15 protein-coding genes are annotated in these 16,214 nt (G+C 53.4%); 9 read left to right on the top strand and 6 right to left on the bottom strand.

Translation table 11 applies throughout. The features are described from left to right. Positions 1-101: 101 nt before the first annotated feature. The 3 genes from EYC87_RS12820 to EYC87_RS12810 form a co-directional block, all read right to left on the bottom strand. Positions 102-2,870 carry a valine--tRNA ligase gene (locus EYC87_RS12820; RefSeq protein WP_279253233.1) on the bottom strand — a complete coding sequence of 923 codons (2,769 nt, stop codon included), beginning with the start codon at positions 2,868-2,870 and terminating at the stop codon, positions 102-104. Between the two features lie 83 nt (positions 2,871-2,953). Next, complete coding sequence (locus EYC87_RS12815; RefSeq protein WP_007228617.1) at positions 2,954-3,373, bottom strand: DNA polymerase III subunit chi; 420 nt, start codon at positions 3,371-3,373, stop codon at positions 2,954-2,956. Continuing rightward, entirely contained in the window at positions 3,370-4,857 is a 1,488-nt protein-coding gene (locus EYC87_RS12810; RefSeq protein ID WP_279253232.1) for a leucyl aminopeptidase, read from the bottom strand. Before EYC87_RS12810 ends, EYC87_RS12815 begins: the two co-directional genes overlap by 4 nt. A 92-nt stretch (positions 4,858-4,949) precedes the next feature. On the opposite strand from EYC87_RS12810, the gene lptF reads away from it, so the two are divergent. Further along, positions 4,950-6,059: an LPS export ABC transporter permease LptF gene (gene lptF, locus EYC87_RS12805; RefSeq protein WP_279253231.1), complete on the top strand. Its 1,110-nt coding sequence runs from the start codon at positions 4,950-4,952 to the stop codon at positions 6,057-6,059. Further along, on the top strand, positions 6,046-7,107 hold the full coding sequence (lptG, locus tag EYC87_RS12800; protein WP_279253230.1) for an LPS export ABC transporter permease LptG: 1,062 nt from the start codon (positions 6,046-6,048) through the stop codon (positions 7,105-7,107). The genes lptF and lptG overlap by 14 nt, the downstream gene beginning before the upstream one ends. Here the strand turns inward: lptG and EYC87_RS12795 are convergent. Beyond that, positions 7,104-7,586, bottom strand: a complete 483-nt coding sequence (locus tag EYC87_RS12795) for an RDD family protein (RefSeq protein WP_279253229.1) — start codon at positions 7,584-7,586, stop codon at positions 7,104-7,106. The genes lptG and EYC87_RS12795 overlap by 4 nt on opposite strands. A 105-nt stretch (positions 7,587-7,691) precedes the next feature. On the opposite strand from EYC87_RS12795, the gene EYC87_RS12790 reads away from it, so the two are divergent. Together EYC87_RS12790 and EYC87_RS12785 are read left to right on the top strand one after the other, a co-directional pair. After that, positions 7,692-8,375 (top strand): response regulator transcription factor, encoded by a 684-nt coding sequence (locus EYC87_RS12790; protein WP_279253228.1) that lies wholly within the window; start codon positions 7,692-7,694, stop codon positions 8,373-8,375. Continuing rightward, positions 8,375-9,745: a sensor histidine kinase gene (locus EYC87_RS12785; protein ID WP_279253227.1), complete on the top strand. Its 1,371-nt coding sequence runs from the start codon at positions 8,375-8,377 to the stop codon at positions 9,743-9,745. Before EYC87_RS12790 ends, EYC87_RS12785 begins: the two co-directional genes overlap by 1 nt. A 9-nt stretch (positions 9,746-9,754) precedes the next feature. On the opposite strand, the gene EYC87_RS12780 is transcribed toward EYC87_RS12785, so the two are convergent. Next, complete coding sequence (locus EYC87_RS12780; RefSeq protein ID WP_279253226.1) at positions 9,755-10,594, bottom strand: hypothetical protein; 840 nt, start codon at positions 10,592-10,594, stop codon at positions 9,755-9,757. Between the two features lie 107 nt (positions 10,595-10,701). Here EYC87_RS12780 and EYC87_RS12775 point away from each other — a divergent pair, with 107 nt between their 5' ends. The 3 genes from EYC87_RS12775 (at position 10,702) to trhO (ending at position 13,223) form a co-directional block, all read left to right on the top strand. Next, positions 10,702-11,736 carry an AraC family transcriptional regulator gene (locus tag EYC87_RS12775; RefSeq protein ID WP_279253225.1) on the top strand — a complete coding sequence of 345 codons (1,035 nt, stop codon included), beginning with the start codon at positions 10,702-10,704 and terminating at the stop codon, positions 11,734-11,736. 197 nt (positions 11,737-11,933) lie between these two features. After that, positions 11,934-12,257 (top strand): BolA family protein, encoded by a 324-nt coding sequence (locus EYC87_RS12770; protein ID WP_279253224.1) that lies wholly within the window; start codon positions 11,934-11,936, stop codon positions 12,255-12,257. A 3-nt stretch (positions 12,258-12,260) separates the two neighbouring features. After that, positions 12,261-13,223 carry an oxygen-dependent tRNA uridine(34) hydroxylase TrhO gene (trhO, locus tag EYC87_RS12765; protein ID WP_279253223.1) on the top strand — a complete coding sequence of 321 codons (963 nt, stop codon included), beginning with the start codon at positions 12,261-12,263 and terminating at the stop codon, positions 13,221-13,223. Here the strand turns inward: trhO and EYC87_RS12760 are convergent. Then, a complete protein-coding gene (locus tag EYC87_RS12760) occupies positions 13,192-13,917 on the bottom strand; it encodes a trypsin-like serine peptidase (RefSeq protein ID WP_279253222.1) in 726 nt (241 codons plus the stop codon). The genes trhO and EYC87_RS12760 overlap by 32 nt on opposite strands. Positions 13,918-14,031: 114 nt before the next feature. Between EYC87_RS12760 and EYC87_RS12755 the strand changes: the two genes are divergently transcribed. Both EYC87_RS12755 and EYC87_RS12750 read left to right on the top strand, forming a co-directional pair. Next, a complete protein-coding gene (locus tag EYC87_RS12755) occupies positions 14,032-14,892 on the top strand; it encodes an SDR family NAD(P)-dependent oxidoreductase (protein WP_279253221.1) in 861 nt (286 codons plus the stop codon). A gap of 116 nt (positions 14,893-15,008) precedes the next feature. Beyond that, a complete protein-coding gene (locus EYC87_RS12750) occupies positions 15,009-16,199 on the top strand; it encodes an acyl-CoA dehydrogenase family protein (RefSeq protein WP_279253220.1) in 1,191 nt (396 codons plus the stop codon). The last annotated feature ends 15 nt before the right edge of the window (positions 16,200-16,214 follow it).

Genomic DNA, 16,214 nt, shown 5'->3' with positions numbered 1-16,214 from the left:
CCTCTTACCTCGGTTTTAGCGTATTGCTTTTATTATGCTACGCCACTCACCGGGAGTGACGCAGACGTGAAACCTTTGGCGCAGGAGAGATTCCGGAGCTACTAGATATTGCGGATACGTTGCTCCTGCTCTTTTAACTTCTGCAGTGCCTGTTCTTGTGCCTGCATTTTATCTCGTTCTTTTTCTACCACCTCGGCGGGTGCTTTGTCGATGAAGGAGCTATTGCCCAGCTTACCCTGAAGACGTTTCAGGTCTTTCTCCAATTTTTCGGTCTCTTTGGCCAACCGGGCCAGTTCTGCTTCCGTATCAATCAAGCCCGCCATGGGGACGAGAATTTCCAGTTCACCAACAAGGGCAGTAGCAGCTACTGGTGCTTCTTCTGTTGTGTCCAACCAGGTGACTTCGTCCAGTTTCGCAAGCTTTCTGAGGAAGGGGGCGTTCTGCGTCAGTCGTCTTTGATCCTCTTCGTCGCCGTTCTTCATCAGGACTGTGAGTTCCTTACCGGGAGGAATATTCATTTCCCCGCGAATGTTACGGACACCCACGATAACGCCCTTCAGCCATTCTATATCCGCGTTTGCGGCGCTGTCCACAGCGCTGTCATCTGCCACCGGATAGGGTTGTAGCATAATGGTTGGGCCCGACTTTCCGGCCAATGGCGCCACAGTTTGCCAGATTTCCTCGGTAATGAAGGGCATCAGGGGGTGCAGCAGCCGAAGCCAGGTTTCCAGAACGCGGATCAGGGTGCGCCGGGTACCTCGTTTTGCCTCCGGACTGGCGTTGTCATCCCAGAGCACGGGTTTGGACAGTTCGAGGTACCAGTCGCAGTACTCGTTCCATATGAATTCGTACAGCGCCTGGGATGCCAGGTCGAAGCGGTAGGACGCAACGCAACGTGCAACATCGCTTTCTATTTCCTGCAGTCTGCTGATAATCCAGCGATCGGCCAGGCTGCGGTCAAACGGCAGTGATTCGTCCTGACCGCAGTCTTCGCCATCGCAATTCATCATCACATAGCGAGCTGCATTCCAGATTTTGTTGCAAAAATTCTTGTAGCCTTCGATGCGGCCGATATCGAACTGCACATCGCGCCCGGTTGAAGCCAGAGAAAAATAAGTAAAGCGAAGTGCGTCGGTGCCGTAGGCCGCGATACCATCTGGAAATTGCTTGCGGGTTGCCTTTTCAATTTTCGCAGCCAGTTTTGGCTGCATCATTCCTGCCGTGCGCTTGCTGACCAGTGGTTCGAGTTCGATTCCGTCAATCAGGTCAATCGGGTCCAGCACGTTGCCCTTCGACTTGGACATTTTCTGTCCCTCGGCATCGCGCACCAGTCCATGCACATAAACCGTATCAAAGGGTACCTCTTTGCGAAAATGCAGCGTCATCATAATCATTCTGGCAACCCAGAAGAAAATAATATCAAAGCCCGTGACCAACACTGAACTGGGATGAAAGATTTTCAGGTCTTCGGTTTCTTCCGGCCAGCCGAGGGTAGAAAAAGTCCAAAGCGCAGAGGAAAACCACGTGTCCAACACGTCGTTGTCCTGGCTTAAGCTTATTGAGTCCGCCAATTTGTGTTCAGCACGTACGGCCTTTTCTGACTCGCCTACGTAGATATGGCCGTCGTCATCGTACCAGGCTGGGATTCGATGTCCCCACCATAGCTGGCGACTGATGCACCAGTCCTGAATGTCACGCATCCAGGCGAAGTAAGTGTTCTCCCACTGTTTAGGGACGAACTGAATGTCACCATTTTCTACCGCGGCAATGGCTGGCTTGGCCAGTTCGCGAGCATCAACATACCATTGGTCCGTGAGGTATGGCTCGATGACTACCCCAGAGCGATCGCCGCGTGGAACCTTAAGTGTATGGTCGTCAATTTTATTCAGCAGTCCCAGCGCATCCAGATCGGCAACGATTTTCTTGCGAGCCTCGAAGCGGTCCATACCAAAGTATGCCTCTGGTGCATCTGAGCCGATCGCAGCGTTGTCATCAAGAATATTCAGCAGAGGCAGACCGTGACGCTTGCCCATTTCATAATCATTGAAATCGTGAGCTGGGGTAATTTTTACGCAGCCAGTACCAAACTCCTTATCGACGTAGTCGTCGGCGATGATGGGAATCTCGCGGCCGGTAAGCGGCAGTTCTACCATGCGACCAATCAAGTGGGTATAGCGCTCGTCTTCGGGGTGAACTGCTACCGCAGAATCTCCCAACATAGTTTCAGGGCGGGTTGTCGCCACGGTGAGATGGCCTTCGCCCCCCACTAAAGGATAGTCAAAGTGCCACAGGTGCCCCTGCTCTTCCTCAGAGATAACTTCAAGGTCAGAGATGGCGGTATGCAGTACCGGGTCCCAGTTCACCAGGCGTTTGCCGCGGTAGATCAGGCCTTCTTTATAAAGGCGAATAAACACTTCCTGCACTGCATTGGAAAGACCTTCGTCCATGGTGAAGCGTTCTCTGGACCAGTCCAGAGAGGATCCGAGGCGACGCAGTTGGCGGGTGATGGTGCCGCCGGATTCTTCTTTCCATTCCCAGACTTTTTTGATGAACTCCTCACGTCCCAGGTCGTGGCGACTAATGCCTTTGGCTTCCAGTTGACGCTCAACCACCATCTGAGTCGCAATGCCAGCGTGATCGGTACCCACTTGCCATAGCGTGTTGTAACCAGCCATGCGGTGATAGCGAATCAGGGCGTCCATGATTGCTTCCTGGAACCCGTGGCCCATGTGCAGGCTGCCGGTCACATTCGGCGGTGGGATCATGATGCTGTACGCTTCCTCTCCTCCTTGAGGAGCAAAATAGCCCTTGGATTCCCATTCTTGGTACCAGCGGGTTTCGATGTCGGCGGGTTGGAATGTCTTTTCCATCAGTCGGGAGGTCCAGGGGTAGTCATGCAAGGAGCGCGATTATACGCCATGCGTTAAAGGCTGTGTAGGAGTGAACAATTGGCCTAGAGGTCGTGCTTTTCCAGGTGGTAGCCCCGTTCTTTATAAAAGAGCCAGGACTTGCGGAGCGCGGCGAGACTGTCTTCGTCCTGGGTGACGACTTCGGCGACCCTGGCAAAGCGGGAAAAGAAAGAAGGTATTTCCAGTTGCAAGTTGATCAGCAGGTCTGAGTGTTTACCCGGATCCTGCCCCCAGCCAATGGCTATTTGCTCTGATTGCTCTTCGCCAGCGAGGGCGTGTGGCATGAAACTGGCTGGCCTAAAGCTCCACAGTAATTCGTTCAGTGCCTGGGCCTGGGGTTTGTCAGTGGCGTTGATATAAATGTTGTGACCCTGAGCATAGGCTTTATCCGCGAGTCTGGCTGCTACCTCCAGGCGTTGGCCAGCGGCAGCAGCTTGTACCACGTAAAAGCCTACGCGAGTCACTTCCCAGCGCGATCCATCAGGTAACGAGTCAGCAATCCTACCGGACGCCCTGTGGCGCCTTTGGGCGCGCTGTCCCAGGCGGTACCAGCGATATCCAGGTGGGCCCAATCATAACTTTTGGCGAACTCTGCCAGGAAGCAGGCTGCTGTGACGCTGCCACCGCCGCCGCCGCCGATATTGCCCAGGTCGGCAAAGTTGCTCCTGAGTTGTTTGGTGTACTCGTGCCACAAGGGCATGTGCCAGGCGCGGTCGTGACTTTCTGTACCCGCGGCAAGTAATTGCTGCGCCAGTTGTTCTTTGTTGGCGTAGAGCCCTGTGGCATGTGAGCCCAAGGCGACGACACAGGCGCCGGTGAGGGTTGCAATATCGATCACCGAGGCAGGCTTAAAACGCTCGACGTAGGTAAGCGCGTCGCAAAGGACCAGTCGGCCCTCTGCATCTGTATTGAGGACTTCAATGGTCTTGCCTGCCATGCTGGTGACGACATCACCGGGCTTCGTGGCCCCGCCGCTGGGCATGTTTTCGGCCGCTGCAATAACAGCAATGACGTTGAGCGGAAGCTTCATAGTGGTAATTGCGTCCATGGTACCAAATACACCTGCGGCGCCACCCATGTCGTACTTCATCTCATCCATTTTAGCGCCGGGCTTGAGGGAAATGCCTCCACTGTCGAAGGTAATCCCTTTGCCGACCAAAACATGGGGGCTGTCGTTCTTTTTGCCGCCCTGGTAATTCATAACGATTAGTTTGGCGGGTTGATCGGTGCCAGCAGTGACCGATAGCAATGAACCCATGCCCAACTCGCGCATTTTCTTTTCTTCGAGGATTTGTACACTCAGTGCATTACTGCTGCGGCCCATTTTACGAGCCTGCTGTGCCAGGTAACTGGGGGTGCAAATATTGCCCGGCAAGTTAGCCATGTTGCGGGCGATATTAATGCCATTACCAGTAGCGCTGCCCTGATCCAGCGCGCGCTGTGCAGCGGCTTTTGGCGCAGCGCAGCTAATCACTACACGCTGAAGGCTTAACGCAGGTTTTGGCTTGGAAACGGTCTCGGTGTAGCGGTAGCTTTTGCTTTCCAGCGTGCGAGAGAGCATTTCCAGCAGCCACTGGTCGTCCGCGCCCTTGACCTTCATGTCGTCCAGCAGTAACAGCGCACTTTTGGCGCTGGTACCGTTTATCCCACTGTAAACCGCTTGGGCGAAATCTCTGGCAGCGGAGCGATCGAACTGCTTTTTCTCTCCGCATCCTACGAGTAGTAGTCTTTTAATTTTCCCGGTGCCCGGCAGTGTTGAGCACTGGCCGCTTTTGCCGGTAAAGTCACCCAAATCAAGAACTGCTTTTATCGCCCCTCCTGACGCTTTGTTCAGGGCTGAGGCAGTGCCGGATAATTTACTGTCACTGAAAATGTACACAACAGCACATTCGGTGGTGGCGGTGGTGGGGTCGTTGACTTTTCGGGCAGAAAACTTGATCGCAGTCATGGCTAATAATCTCGCTGTTTTGGCAAGCGCTAGTGTATGATGTTGCGCCAGTAAACCCAACCAGAATATGCAGATTTCGAACTGAGTAGGCTATGAAAATTCTCCGCTATCTCGCACTGGATGTGCTGATGCACATGGTCGCCGTGAGCTTTGTCTTATTGGTGATTATTATCAGTGGTCGATTTGTTAAATACCTGGCTGAAGCTGCCGTGGGTGATTTGGCCGCCGGTATTCTCGTCCCGGTGCTGTTGTATCGCCTGCCGGGATTTATGGAGCTGATTATTCCACTTGGCCTCTTTATTGGGATTCTAATGTCCTACGGCCGTCTTTACGTAGAAAGTGAGATGGTGATTTTCACTGCCACAGGTATCAGTCCGCAGCGTTTGGCTGGCTACACCCTGGTGCCCGCTCTGCTGGTCATGGTGATTGTCGGCGGCCTCAGCTTGTTCATCTCTCCACTGGGTGCCGCGCGCTCTGAAGCTTTGCTCCACGCTCCGGAGTCCTCACAGGGCATCAACGCATTGGCAGCTGGTCGTTTCCAGACCCGACGAAGTAATGACATGGTGAGCTACGCACAGGCTGTCGATGCGAGTGGAGTTATGCATTCCGTTTTCCTCTCCCAGGCAGAGAGGGAAGATGATGGAGAGCTGACTATGCTGCTGACCATTGCCAGTGAAGGTGAAGTGAAATTTGACTCCGCAACAGGCGCTCGCTACCTGGAACTGCGCAACGGCGTGCGCTACGTGGGCTATCCGGGTGATCTGGACTACCAGGTCGTTAGTTTTGAACAGTTCGGGGAGCTTATCCCTGAGCCAGAGGGGGGGGTCCGTACGGCTGACCCAGTCGATGGCCGCACGACTGCCCACCTTTTGAGCTCAGTGCTGCTCGAAGATAAAGCCGCTTTGCACTGGCGTCTCTCTATTCCTGTGATGGTGCCGATTGTCGCCATTATTGCCATGTGTATGAGCCAGACAAATCACCGGCGTGGCCGCTATATCAAGATGGCACCGGCGTTTATTCTTTATTTGGGTTACCTGACTCTGCTGGCCAATGCGAGATCTGGCATTGCATCGGGAGAAGGCGGGACAGTCAATATTTGGGCGGTGCACGCACTGTTTCTAGCGGTGGCACTGGCGATGCTTTACGGGCCGGCGGTGTTGGGCGGGCTCAAGCACCGGAGGTATCTCAATGCGAAAGCTTGATCGACACGTCGGGTGGACAGTATTCGTTGCGATTTTATTGGTATTGGCAATCATCGTCGGCCTGGACGCGATTGCTGCTTTTATTGACGAGGCGGACGACATTTCCAAGACCTATACCTTTGGTCAGGTCGGACTTTATATTTTGCTGACATTGCCTGGTCGCCTCTATGAATTTATTCCTTTTGCCGCTCTTATTGGCTGCATGTTGGGTTTGGGTCAACTGGCTACGTCCAGCGAGTTGGTGGTTATGCGAGCTGCCGGCGTCTCTACAGGTCGTTTGGTTTGGGTGGCCATGAAGCCGGCGCTGCTGATAGCGATAATGGGTTTTTCCCTGGGCGAATTTGTCGCCCCAGAGACTGAGCAGATGGCCGAAACGCAGCGTGCGCTCGCCCAAAATCCGGGTGAGAGTTTTGGAGGGCGTTACGGCATCTGGAACAGGGAGGGTAATACCTTTCTTCACTTTAACGCGGTGGAAGCCGGCGGTGTAGTTCACGGTATTACCATGCTGGAGTTTGATGAAGACTTGCTAATGGAGTATTCCCTGCGGGCTCGCCGGGCCAGTTTTGAGGGCGGCTACTGGACCATGGAGGATGCAGTGCTGACCAACTTCAGCAGCTGGCAGACCACCCGGGAAACCCATAAGGTAATGCGCTGGGATACAGGGATTACACCTGAACTCCTGACTGTAATGGCAGTAGAGCCCGAGTATTTGCCCATTTCTGATCTCTATCGCTTCAGTCGCTACTTGCAATCCCAGGGGCTGGATTCCGATGACTACCAACTCGCGTTGTGGGGCAAGATATTGCAACCGGCGGCGATTGGTGCGCTGGTATTGGTGGCGATATCGTTTATCTTTGGACCCTTGCGCGAGGGCACTATGGGTTTTCGAATCTTTGCCGGCGTGATTGTGGGGATTGTGTTTCGCACCAGTCAGGACTTGCTTGGCCCGGCTAGTCTGGTGTTTGGCTTTGCACCGATTTACGCGGCTTTGATACCAATTTTACTCTGTGGGGCGGCAGGTATGCTGCTGTTACTCAGAGCGCGTTAGCGGTCAGAGTTACGGCTACTTTTGGGCAACAGTACCAATTCAGTACCTGATAAGTAGTCATGCCAGTAGCGGCCGTTGCGATCAATGAGTTTCCACCAGTAGCCAAGACCCAGGCACCCGACGGACACCACGGCACCAGCGCAGCGCAATAGTGCCTGGGTAAATGTCGGATTTTCGCCGCCAATACTCACCAGCTTAATTCGCCAGGCCTGCATTCCCAGCGTTTGGCCACTTTTCAACCAGAACGCGCTGTAGAAACCGACCAGGCAAATTACGATGAGAGCCTGGCCGATATGCGGGTTCAAGACCTCCTGTGCACCATTAGTCAATCGTACAGACAGACCTAGTGCCAGGCCATTCACTACGAATACCAGTGCTATCACCAGTAACGCGTCATAAACCATGGCTATAAGGTGGCGCAGTAGCGAAGGGGAGGGCCGCTTTTCCTGAGTATCATCCATAGGTGATAAGTCTATCATTAATTGCGCCAGATTAAGGATTGGTAATGATGCCTCCTTAGTGTCATCGCCACGTTGGTCGGCACTCACCCCCGTGCTACATTGCCGGTATAAGTGGATGACAACATGAACGTATTATTGGTAGAAGACGATCAGTCCGTGGCAAAATTTATTTGCTCGGAGTTGGAGCGTGTCGGGCACCGGTCTGTGCACTGCACTGAAGGTGATCTGGCTTATGACACAGCCCGGGATCAAGCCTTTGATGTGTGGATTGTCGATCGCATGCTGCCGGGCAGAGATGGTCTGCAGCTGATTCAGGATCTGCGAGAAATCGGCAATGAAACCCCTGCGCTGGTGCTTAGTGCACTGGGCGAGGTTGACGATAGAGTGAAGGGCTTGCGCAGCGGCGCCGACGATTACCTGGTGAAACCATTCGCTATGGATGAGTTGTTGGCCCGGCTGCAGGCGCTTTCGCGGCGCGGTGTCAACAACCAGGACGGCACTACCCGGCTTCAGGTGCAAGACCTGGTGATGGATCTACTGAAGCAGGATGTTAGCCGCAGAGGGCTGGCTGTTTTATTGCAACCACGCGAGTATAAACTGCTGGAATACCTGATGCGCCATGCCGGCCAGGTAGTGACACGCACGATGCTGTTAGAGCATGTATGGGGCTACAATTTTGACCCGCAGACCAATGTGATTGATGTGCATGTATCGCGTCTGCGCCAGAAGATTGATAAGGATTTTGATACTTCACTGTTGCTGACAGTGAGAGGCGCGGGTTACCGACTCGGCCCTGAGGCTCAATAATGCAAAAGGTCATTGGTAGCTTGACCTTCCGTTACATCGCCAAGTACCTGCTGGTACTGAGTGCCACCGTTTTTCTGGTAGTGGTTGGGCTTTACGCTTTCTTCAGTTACAACTATTTTCGCGACTTTTCGCAGAGCATCATCGAAGAGCAGGAGACCCTGCAGATTGTTTACGAGGGCCAGTCACTTGAGGGGGTTCGCCGTTATCTGCAGGATCAACGCGACACCCAGATACTGGATCGCTTTCATTATCTCGTGAGTGACAGAGCGGGAGATAAGATGGCGGGGGATCTCCCCGAGTCTGCAGGCTACCGGGAATTCGACGATGGCTGGGTAGGTTTCGAGCTGGCACTGCTGGAATGGGGAGAGTCAATTGAAGTCGATTTTCTTGCCCGCGAAGTAACCCTGGGTGATGAATACAGCGTGATTGTAGCGCGCAGTTATGAGCAGGCAGTTCATCAGGCGCGCCTGGTTTTTGCCACTCTGGCCCGCACCATGCTCATTACTATTTTATTGGGTTTGATCGGCGGGTATTTTGCTGCGGCCCGAAGTTTACGGCGAGTGGAAATGCTGGGCAGGGAGATGTCGCGAATCATCAGGGGTGATCCCTCCCAGCGACTCGACGCCAGTGCTGAAAGAGGCCAGGTGGGCGAACTTGCGATTATTCTCAATCACTTGCTGGACCAGACTGAATCCCTGATGCACGGGGTGCGAAGCGTGTCCGACAATATTGCTCACGATCTGCGCACCCCTCTGAGCCGCTTGCGTAACCAATTGAGTGAGTTGCACCACAGCTTGCCGGTAGAGAAAAGTGAAGACGTAGAACGCTTGCTCAATGACTGCGATAGTTTGCTGGCATCTTTCAATGCGGTATTGCGCATCTCTACGATGGAGTCAGGTAATCGCCACGCCGGTGGCGGCGAAGTGGACCTGCGCCAGCTGTTAAGCGATGTCGTAGAACTTTACGAGCCAGTGGCCCAGGAAAGTGAGATTGAACTGGATTGGGTAACTGTACCTAATGCGAGTTGCCAGGGAGAAGCGGATCTATTGTTCCAGATGTTTGCCAATGTTCTGGACAACGCGATTAAATACACGCAACAGCAAGGCTCGGTGAGAGTTGAGCTGGCTCACAATTCATCTAACGAAGATTCTGGATACAGAGTTGTGATCTCAGACACGGGGCCGGGTATATCGGCGGAACACTGGGAAGATGTATTCAGGCGTTTCTATAGGGTAGAGCCCAGTCGATCTTCCCAGCCTGGACATGGGCTAGGTCTCAGCATGGCCCAGGCAATTGCCCACTATCATGGTGGGACAGTAGACCTGGAAGACAATCAGCCCGGTCTGAGGGTACTCATCAACCTGCCGTAGTTTGTTCGACTACTCCTGCCCGTTTGAGCTCTGCAGACTAATATGATCTGTGGCAGGAGGGGGCGGTTTTGGCCGATTGCGGTCCTTTTCCTCAAGTACTTCACTGCCCTCGGGAGCCAGGCTGATAGCTGATAAATCCAGGTTTGGAATCTCAGGTTCGGGTGCATGGCAGTCGGAAAAGTCTGTCCCTTGCGGCGACAGGTCAAGAGTCTCGGTATCAGGTACGGTCGTCGCCTGATTGGTAACCAAGTTAGGAATGCTCTCACCCGCCTCACTCATGGCAAGGTGGCTGGTATCGGGGGCTGGGGGAGGCGAGGGCGCTTCTTCAGATAGCCGCTGACTCGCTGCGTCAAGATCCAGCGCAGAGGTATCGATATCCGCAACTATTTGCTCACTGCGTTCATCCGGTTTGAGTACTTCAGTGCCTTGCGGGCTCAGATTCAGACCTGAGTCCCCTCCGGGAGCCCTATTTGCGGCGTTAGTGGAGGGCTCAGTGGACGCCTGAGAATCATCATAGGCACCTATATCGGGCGCAGACGCCAAGGCGGCGATGCGTTCGGCCGCGGTTTGCTGCTTTGCCGGTTTGGGAGTAGGGGTGGCTTCATGAGCACTGGCAACCTCCACCGCTTTGATCAGGGGTTTAGCGCCGGCATTTTCCATTGCCTGCTTATATTTAAGCGCGGTGGGCTTATCGCACCCTCGCTTGATCAGCTGTGGGTTACCGCTGAATAGTTTATCCAGGGTCGCGTCATTTGCTTTGAACAGGGCCGCTAGCTTGGCTCTTACTTGATCAAGCTGTTGTCCCTCCAGTAACTCTCCCGAGTAGTAGATATTGTAGAGCGATTCCATGGCTCTTCTCCCTAGCTTTCGCAGTCACAGTATACGCCCATGGGAGCACCTTTGCTCCAGCGCCAAGTCTGGTAATATTCGCGACACAGATTTGAAGTATTGAATTAATGAGCGACCGCGTTCCCACACGTTTTATGAAGACCCTGCTTAAGATGGTGGGTGAGAGAGGCTATGATTTCTCCGGTATTCTTGCTGAGGCAGGTCTGGATTTTGACCCACTGAACGAACAATCCCCGGGCTATCGCTCGGAGGTGAGTGCCATGCAGTACTCGCGCGTTTACCAAAATGTGCTGAGTTTGCTGCAGGATGAAACCTTTGGCGTTACTGGCAGTGAGCTGGTTGCGCCTGGTGCGTTTCGAATGATGTGTTATTGCGTCATTTCCTGCGAAAACCTGGGGCAGGCGATACAGAGAGCTTCTGAATTCTATCGCACTTTTTTTGATGAACGCAGTCAGTTATATGCAAACTTCAGCCAGGAGTTTGCCCGGGTAGGTTATCGCACCATTGACAGGGAATGTCGTCCACAGGTTGGTCCCGCAGATGCTTACGGACTCTCTGTTTGGCATCGTTTTTTTGGCTGGCTTTGCGGTCGCCCTATCGAACTAAAGCGCGTTGATTTCACCGGCGCGCCCCCCGCTAATATTGAAAAATACGAAAACCTCTTTCGCTGTCCGCTCTATTTTAACCAGACTAATGATCTGCTGTATTTCGATAGTACTTGCCTGGCCTGGTCTGTGGTTCACACCCAGCACTCTCTGCGCGAGTTTTTGCGCACGGCACCCTACCAGATGCTAATCATGGAAAATGATCCTGCAGGGAACAACCTGTCCGCCCAGGTCAAGGCTATGATTGGCCATGATTTCAGCGAGGGCTTTCCCAGCTTTGAAATGATCAGCAGTGCTCTGAGCATGTCAGCGCCTACCCTAAGGCGTCGACTGAAAAGAGAGGGAACAACGTTTCAACAGATTAAAGACGACTCCCGTTGCGAGGCAGCTAAACTTTGTCTGAACCGCCACGATCTCTCGATTAACGAAGTTGCAATGCAGATGGGCTTTACTGACCCCAGCGCCTTTCACCGATCATTCAAAAAATGGACTGGACAAACACCGGGGCAATTCCGCCGCCAGCTAAGGCGGGATTGAACACGGTTTGGAGATCGAAAAACACGCAGTAATAGGCTTCAGTGGCCTCTTCTAATAACATCGAGGCCTCAACGAGTGGCAGGGCTGTCGCGTTGCCAGTGCCGCAAATGCCAACATCGAAGAATCATTCATTGCAGCTCAGCTGACATTTGAGTGTTGCAGTAGCGTACAATAAAGCCCCCTTTTCGAGGCGCACCATGAACGTACAAACTGAAATAGAACTGAACCTCAGCACCGAACTTCAGCCCGATTTACTTGAAGTCAGCAATGAGAGTCACATGCACAGTGTTCCCCCGAACTCTGAAACCCATTTCAAAGTGGTTGTTGTTGCAGCTCAGTTTGACGGTAAACGCAAAGTCGCCCGTCATCAGCAGGTTTATCAGGTGCTCGCGGATCAGCTCGAAGGGCCTGTTCACGCGCTTGCACTGCATACTTATTCCCCAGACGAGTGGGCACAGCGCCAACAGGCGGCACCGGATTCACCGGATTGCTTGGGTGGATCGAAAAGCAAGGACAGCTGAGTTATGTCTGGAGTCGTTGTTGCTGCCCTGTATCGATTTGTTGCCCTGGATAATTATCGAGAAATGCGTGAGCCGCTGCTGGACGAGTGTTTAGCCGCCGAAGTGAAGGGGACCTTGTTGCTGGCCAGTGAGGGAATTAACGGCACCATCGCGGGAACCCGTAAAGGGATAGACCGGGTGCTTGGCTACTTAAAGGGTGATCCGCGCCTGGCGCAACTGGACCATAAAGAATCCTTCGATGAAAGCATGCCGTTTTATCGGATGAAGGTGAAGCTCAAGCGTGAGATTGTCACCATGGGAGTTGAGGGAATCGATCCCAATCTGGTTGTGGGCACCTATGTCAAAGCACAAGATTGGGACCAGCTGGTCAACGATCCTGATGTGTTATTGATTGACACTCGAAACGACTACGAATGCAGCATTGGCTCGTTTAAGGGTGCGGTTGACCCACACACCACCAGCTTTCGTGAATTCCCTGAGTATGTGCGCAGTCAGCTGGATCCTGACAAACAAAAAAAAGTGGCCATGTTCTGTACTGGCGGTATTCGCTGCGAAAAAGCGTCAGCTTACATGCTGCAGGAAGGATTTGATGAGGTCTATCACCTGCAGGGCGGTATCCTCAAGTATTTGGAAGAGGTGCCCCAAGAGCGCAGCACCTGGGAGGGCGAATGTTTTGTCTTTGATAACCGAGTGGCGGTTAATCATCAGCTTGAAAAAGGCCAGTACGACCAGTGCTATGGCTGCCGGATGCCCATTACCGAAGAGGAAAAGCAGTCAGATAAATACCAAAAGGGGATCTGCTGCCCCCATTGCTACGATAAACTGACTCCCGACCAGATCGCCCGCTTTAGCGAACGGCAAAAGCAAATTGAACTCGCGAACGCTCGCGGTGAGAGTCATGTGGGAGCTACTGCACCGGAGCACCAGCAGGGCGCTAGTTCAAGTGTTGTTTCAAAAGACGCCTGAACCCTGAAACTGGCACGTAAATGCTGACTGTTTGATTATTGCCTTGCGATATTACGCCACTCAGCTGCGCGCGGCCTTCTGCTGATAGCTGAATCACCGCGCCGCCAGAGGCGCCTTTGTAAGCGCTGCAATCACTTTCGCTTTGGGCAGATGCCTGCCAGGTAATATTGCAGCTTGCATGGTAGGTGAGTACTGCGCCGTCAGCGCCTACTCCCGCGTCCCCGGAGAAGCCCGCCATAGTGACCGGGCGTTGCATATCTGCGCGCTGGGGGTGAATTTCCAGCGCGGCGACTTGGCGGGTACTCACCGAATCATAGAGTTTCAACACAGCCCAATCAGCATACATACCGCCACCATCGGCCACTCGGTAAGCTTCTCTACTCAGGGTCTTCCCAGCCACAGAGGTGAGGGTAAACGTAATCGGTTTGCTGAGGTCTCGGTAATACTCCAGACAATGCCATGCGGTGACCACGGTATCTGCATGGCTGCTATTGCGAGGAGCCACCAGAGTGCCGCTGCAATTCTCCAGTTGATGTCGACTGTAACCGTTTTTGTATTGAACGCCGGGGACATTCAGCTTCCCCACCGCTTGTAACCAGTCTGGAGACTGGCTGTTATAGGCCTGACGTTGTTCAGCTTGGGCACTAGCAACCAGCAACATGGTGGACAGCAGTAATCGAGTGATCGTTGGCATAAATTTGTATTTAAGGCTTAACTTTTTAACCAGTGGTCATGGTAATCAGCTTGGCGTCCGCCGTCACCCACATTAGGATGGGTGCTGAATTTGCCCATCAGAATTGGAGCGTGCATGCAGATCAGCGATAAGGTAGCCGTTGTTACCGGTGCGAGCCGCGGCGCAGGGAAAGGTATCGCCATTGCACTGGGGGCAGCTGGCGCAACAGTTTATGTGACCGGTCGCACTCGCAATGAGGGCGATGCAGCACTTCCGGGCACGGTCCAGGCAACGGCTCAAGCGATTACCGAGGCAGGTGGAACAGGCATACCCCTGTATTGTGACCACAGTGACGACGATCAGGTAAAGACCGCTTTTAAGCGGGTAGAGGCGCAGCAAGGAAAAATCGATATTTTGGTCAATAATGCGACCAATCTTCACGATGCACTTACGGTGAAAGGTCCTTTCTGGGAAAAGCCACTGGGTCTAACCCAACTCTGGGATGTGGGTATGCGATCCCACTATACCGCCAGTTACTATGCTGCTCCTCTATTGTTGGCCAGCGATAGGGGGCTGATCGTTAATACGTCTTCCTTTGGTGGAAGGATTTACATGCACGGTCCCGCTTACGGTGCAGGAAAGGCCGCGGTAGATAAATTGGCCCACGATATGGCGGTGGACTTCAGACCCCACAATGTGGCGGTTGTTTCTATCTGGATGGGCTTGTTGCTAACCGAAAGGACTCGGCTGGTTTTTGAGGCAGAGCCCGAGATGTATGCAGATTTGGTCGATACCTGTGAGACCCCTCAGTTTACCGGTCGAGTGATTGAAGCTCTTTATCGAGATCCGACGTTAATGGAGCGCAGCGGTAAGGTTTGGATAGGGGCAGAATTGGGCGAAGAGTACGGTGTCACTGATATCAATGGTCGGCAACCGCCCTCGCATCGGGCTTTTTTTGGTGAAACTACGACCTACGGCGATGCCGTAGTAGAGTAGAAAATAGCCCAAATGGAGGATGCAATTGCTGATCTGGGCGGGTGTAATAGTGACTCTTCCGCTCACGAAGCGGCCTATGTCATAAAACAGCACATAACAAAACAATAGGTGAAGCCATGAATGATTACGGACTGGAATCCCCTCGCGCCCGGGAGTTGATTGATGCGGCCCGCGCTATGGGACCTGCACTGACTCAAAGACGCTCGCAATGTAAAACAGACCGGCGAGTCTCGGACGCCACAGTGGCTGATTTTGAAAAGGCCGGCTTTTTCAAGATTTTGCAGCCCGAGCAGTGGGGTGGATACGCCATGGATCCCCAGGTTTTCTATATGGTGGGCTACGAAGTGGCCCAGTTCTGTCCCTCCAGTGCCTGGATACTGGGCGTGATTGCTGTTCACAATTGGCAGTTAGCTGTGTTCGATGACCAGGCAGCGCAGGATGTTTGGACAGATGACCCCAGCGTGTTGATCTCCTCGTCTTATGCTCCCGTTGGCAAGGTTAAAGTCGTCGATGGCGGTTTTCGCTTAAGCGGCCGATGGAGTTTTTCCAGCGGATCTGAACACTGCAAGTGGGCGTTTCTGGGAGCGGTGGTGCCGACACCAGAAGCGCCGTTCGACATGGCCAACTATCGTACTTTTTTGGTGCCGATCGAGGACTATGAGATAGCGGACAATTGGGACGTTGTCGGCCTGCAGGGCACGGGCTCCCATGACATCGTTGTAGACGATGTATTTGTACCCGAATACCGCACCCACAAGTCAATGGACGGCTTCCTCTGCGATAATCCCGGCAATGCAGTAAATGACGCCCCTCTTTACCGAATGCCATTCATGCAAGTTTTCGTGCGTGCGGTGTGCACGGCTACGCTGGGAGCCTGTGAGGGCGCATTGCAGGCTTTCATTGAGGTCGCAAAAACTCGTCAGGTTGGTCCAAATAAAATGAGTAACGACCCCTATGCTCGTCAGTTAGCTGCGGAAGTCCGCGCTTCGATTGAAGAGATGAAACTGACTATGGTCCGTAATTTTGACGCCATGATGGAGAGCTGTCGCTCTGGAGAAGCGATTCCGGTGGATAGCCGGGTGCGTTATCGTTATGACTCTGCTGTGGTTGCCGACCGCTGTCTTGAACTTTCCAGTCGCATGCTGAAGGCTTCCGGCAGCGGTGGCATTCGCAAGGGCAGTGAATTACTGGATTTCCATTTGGATATGCTTGCCAGCCAGGCACACGTGGCAAATAACTCCGTGCCGTTCGCCAATAATATGGGCGGAATGATGTTCGGCGAGGAGAACCTGGACTACGCTGTATAACAGTCCGTGCGACTG

Source organism: Candidatus Seongchinamella marina, from assembly GCF_026262685.1.
Classification (GTDB): Bacteria; Pseudomonadota; Gammaproteobacteria; order Pseudomonadales; family Halieaceae; genus Halioglobus; species Halioglobus marinus.
The sequence above is the reverse complement of the archived record's forward strand: the minus strand, read 5'-3'. Positions and strand labels throughout refer to the sequence as shown.

Coding starts and splice junctions, on each gene's coding strand:
- EYC87_RS12820 (WP_279253233.1), bottom strand. CDS start 2,870: ATGGAAAAGACATTCCAACCCGCCGACATCGAAACCCGCTGGTACCAA.
- EYC87_RS12810 (WP_279253232.1), bottom strand. CDS start 4,857: ATGACTGCGATCAAGTTTTCTGCCCGAAAAGTCAACGACCCCACCACC.
- lptF (WP_279253231.1), top strand. CDS start 4,950: ATGAAAATTCTCCGCTATCTCGCACTGGATGTGCTGATGCACATGGTC.
- lptG (WP_279253230.1), top strand. CDS start 6,046: ATGCGAAAGCTTGATCGACACGTCGGGTGGACAGTATTCGTTGCGATT.
- EYC87_RS12795 (WP_279253229.1), bottom strand. CDS start 7,586: ATGATAGACTTATCACCTATGGATGATACTCAGGAAAAGCGGCCCTCC.
- EYC87_RS12790 (WP_279253228.1), top strand. CDS start 7,692: ATGAACGTATTATTGGTAGAAGACGATCAGTCCGTGGCAAAATTTATT.
- EYC87_RS12785 (WP_279253227.1), top strand. CDS start 8,375: ATGCAAAAGGTCATTGGTAGCTTGACCTTCCGTTACATCGCCAAGTAC.
- EYC87_RS12780 (WP_279253226.1), bottom strand. CDS start 10,594: ATGGAATCGCTCTACAATATCTACTACTCGGGAGAGTTACTGGAGGGA.
- EYC87_RS12775 (WP_279253225.1), top strand. CDS start 10,702: ATGAGCGACCGCGTTCCCACACGTTTTATGAAGACCCTGCTTAAGATG.
- EYC87_RS12770 (WP_279253224.1), top strand. CDS start 11,934: ATGAACGTACAAACTGAAATAGAACTGAACCTCAGCACCGAACTTCAG.
- trhO (WP_279253223.1), top strand. CDS start 12,261: ATGTCTGGAGTCGTTGTTGCTGCCCTGTATCGATTTGTTGCCCTGGAT.
- EYC87_RS12760 (WP_279253222.1), bottom strand. CDS start 13,917: ATGCCAACGATCACTCGATTACTGCTGTCCACCATGTTGCTGGTTGCT.
- EYC87_RS12755 (WP_279253221.1), top strand. CDS start 14,032: ATGCAGATCAGCGATAAGGTAGCCGTTGTTACCGGTGCGAGCCGCGGC.
- EYC87_RS12750 (WP_279253220.1), top strand. CDS start 15,009: ATGAATGATTACGGACTGGAATCCCCTCGCGCCCGGGAGTTGATTGAT.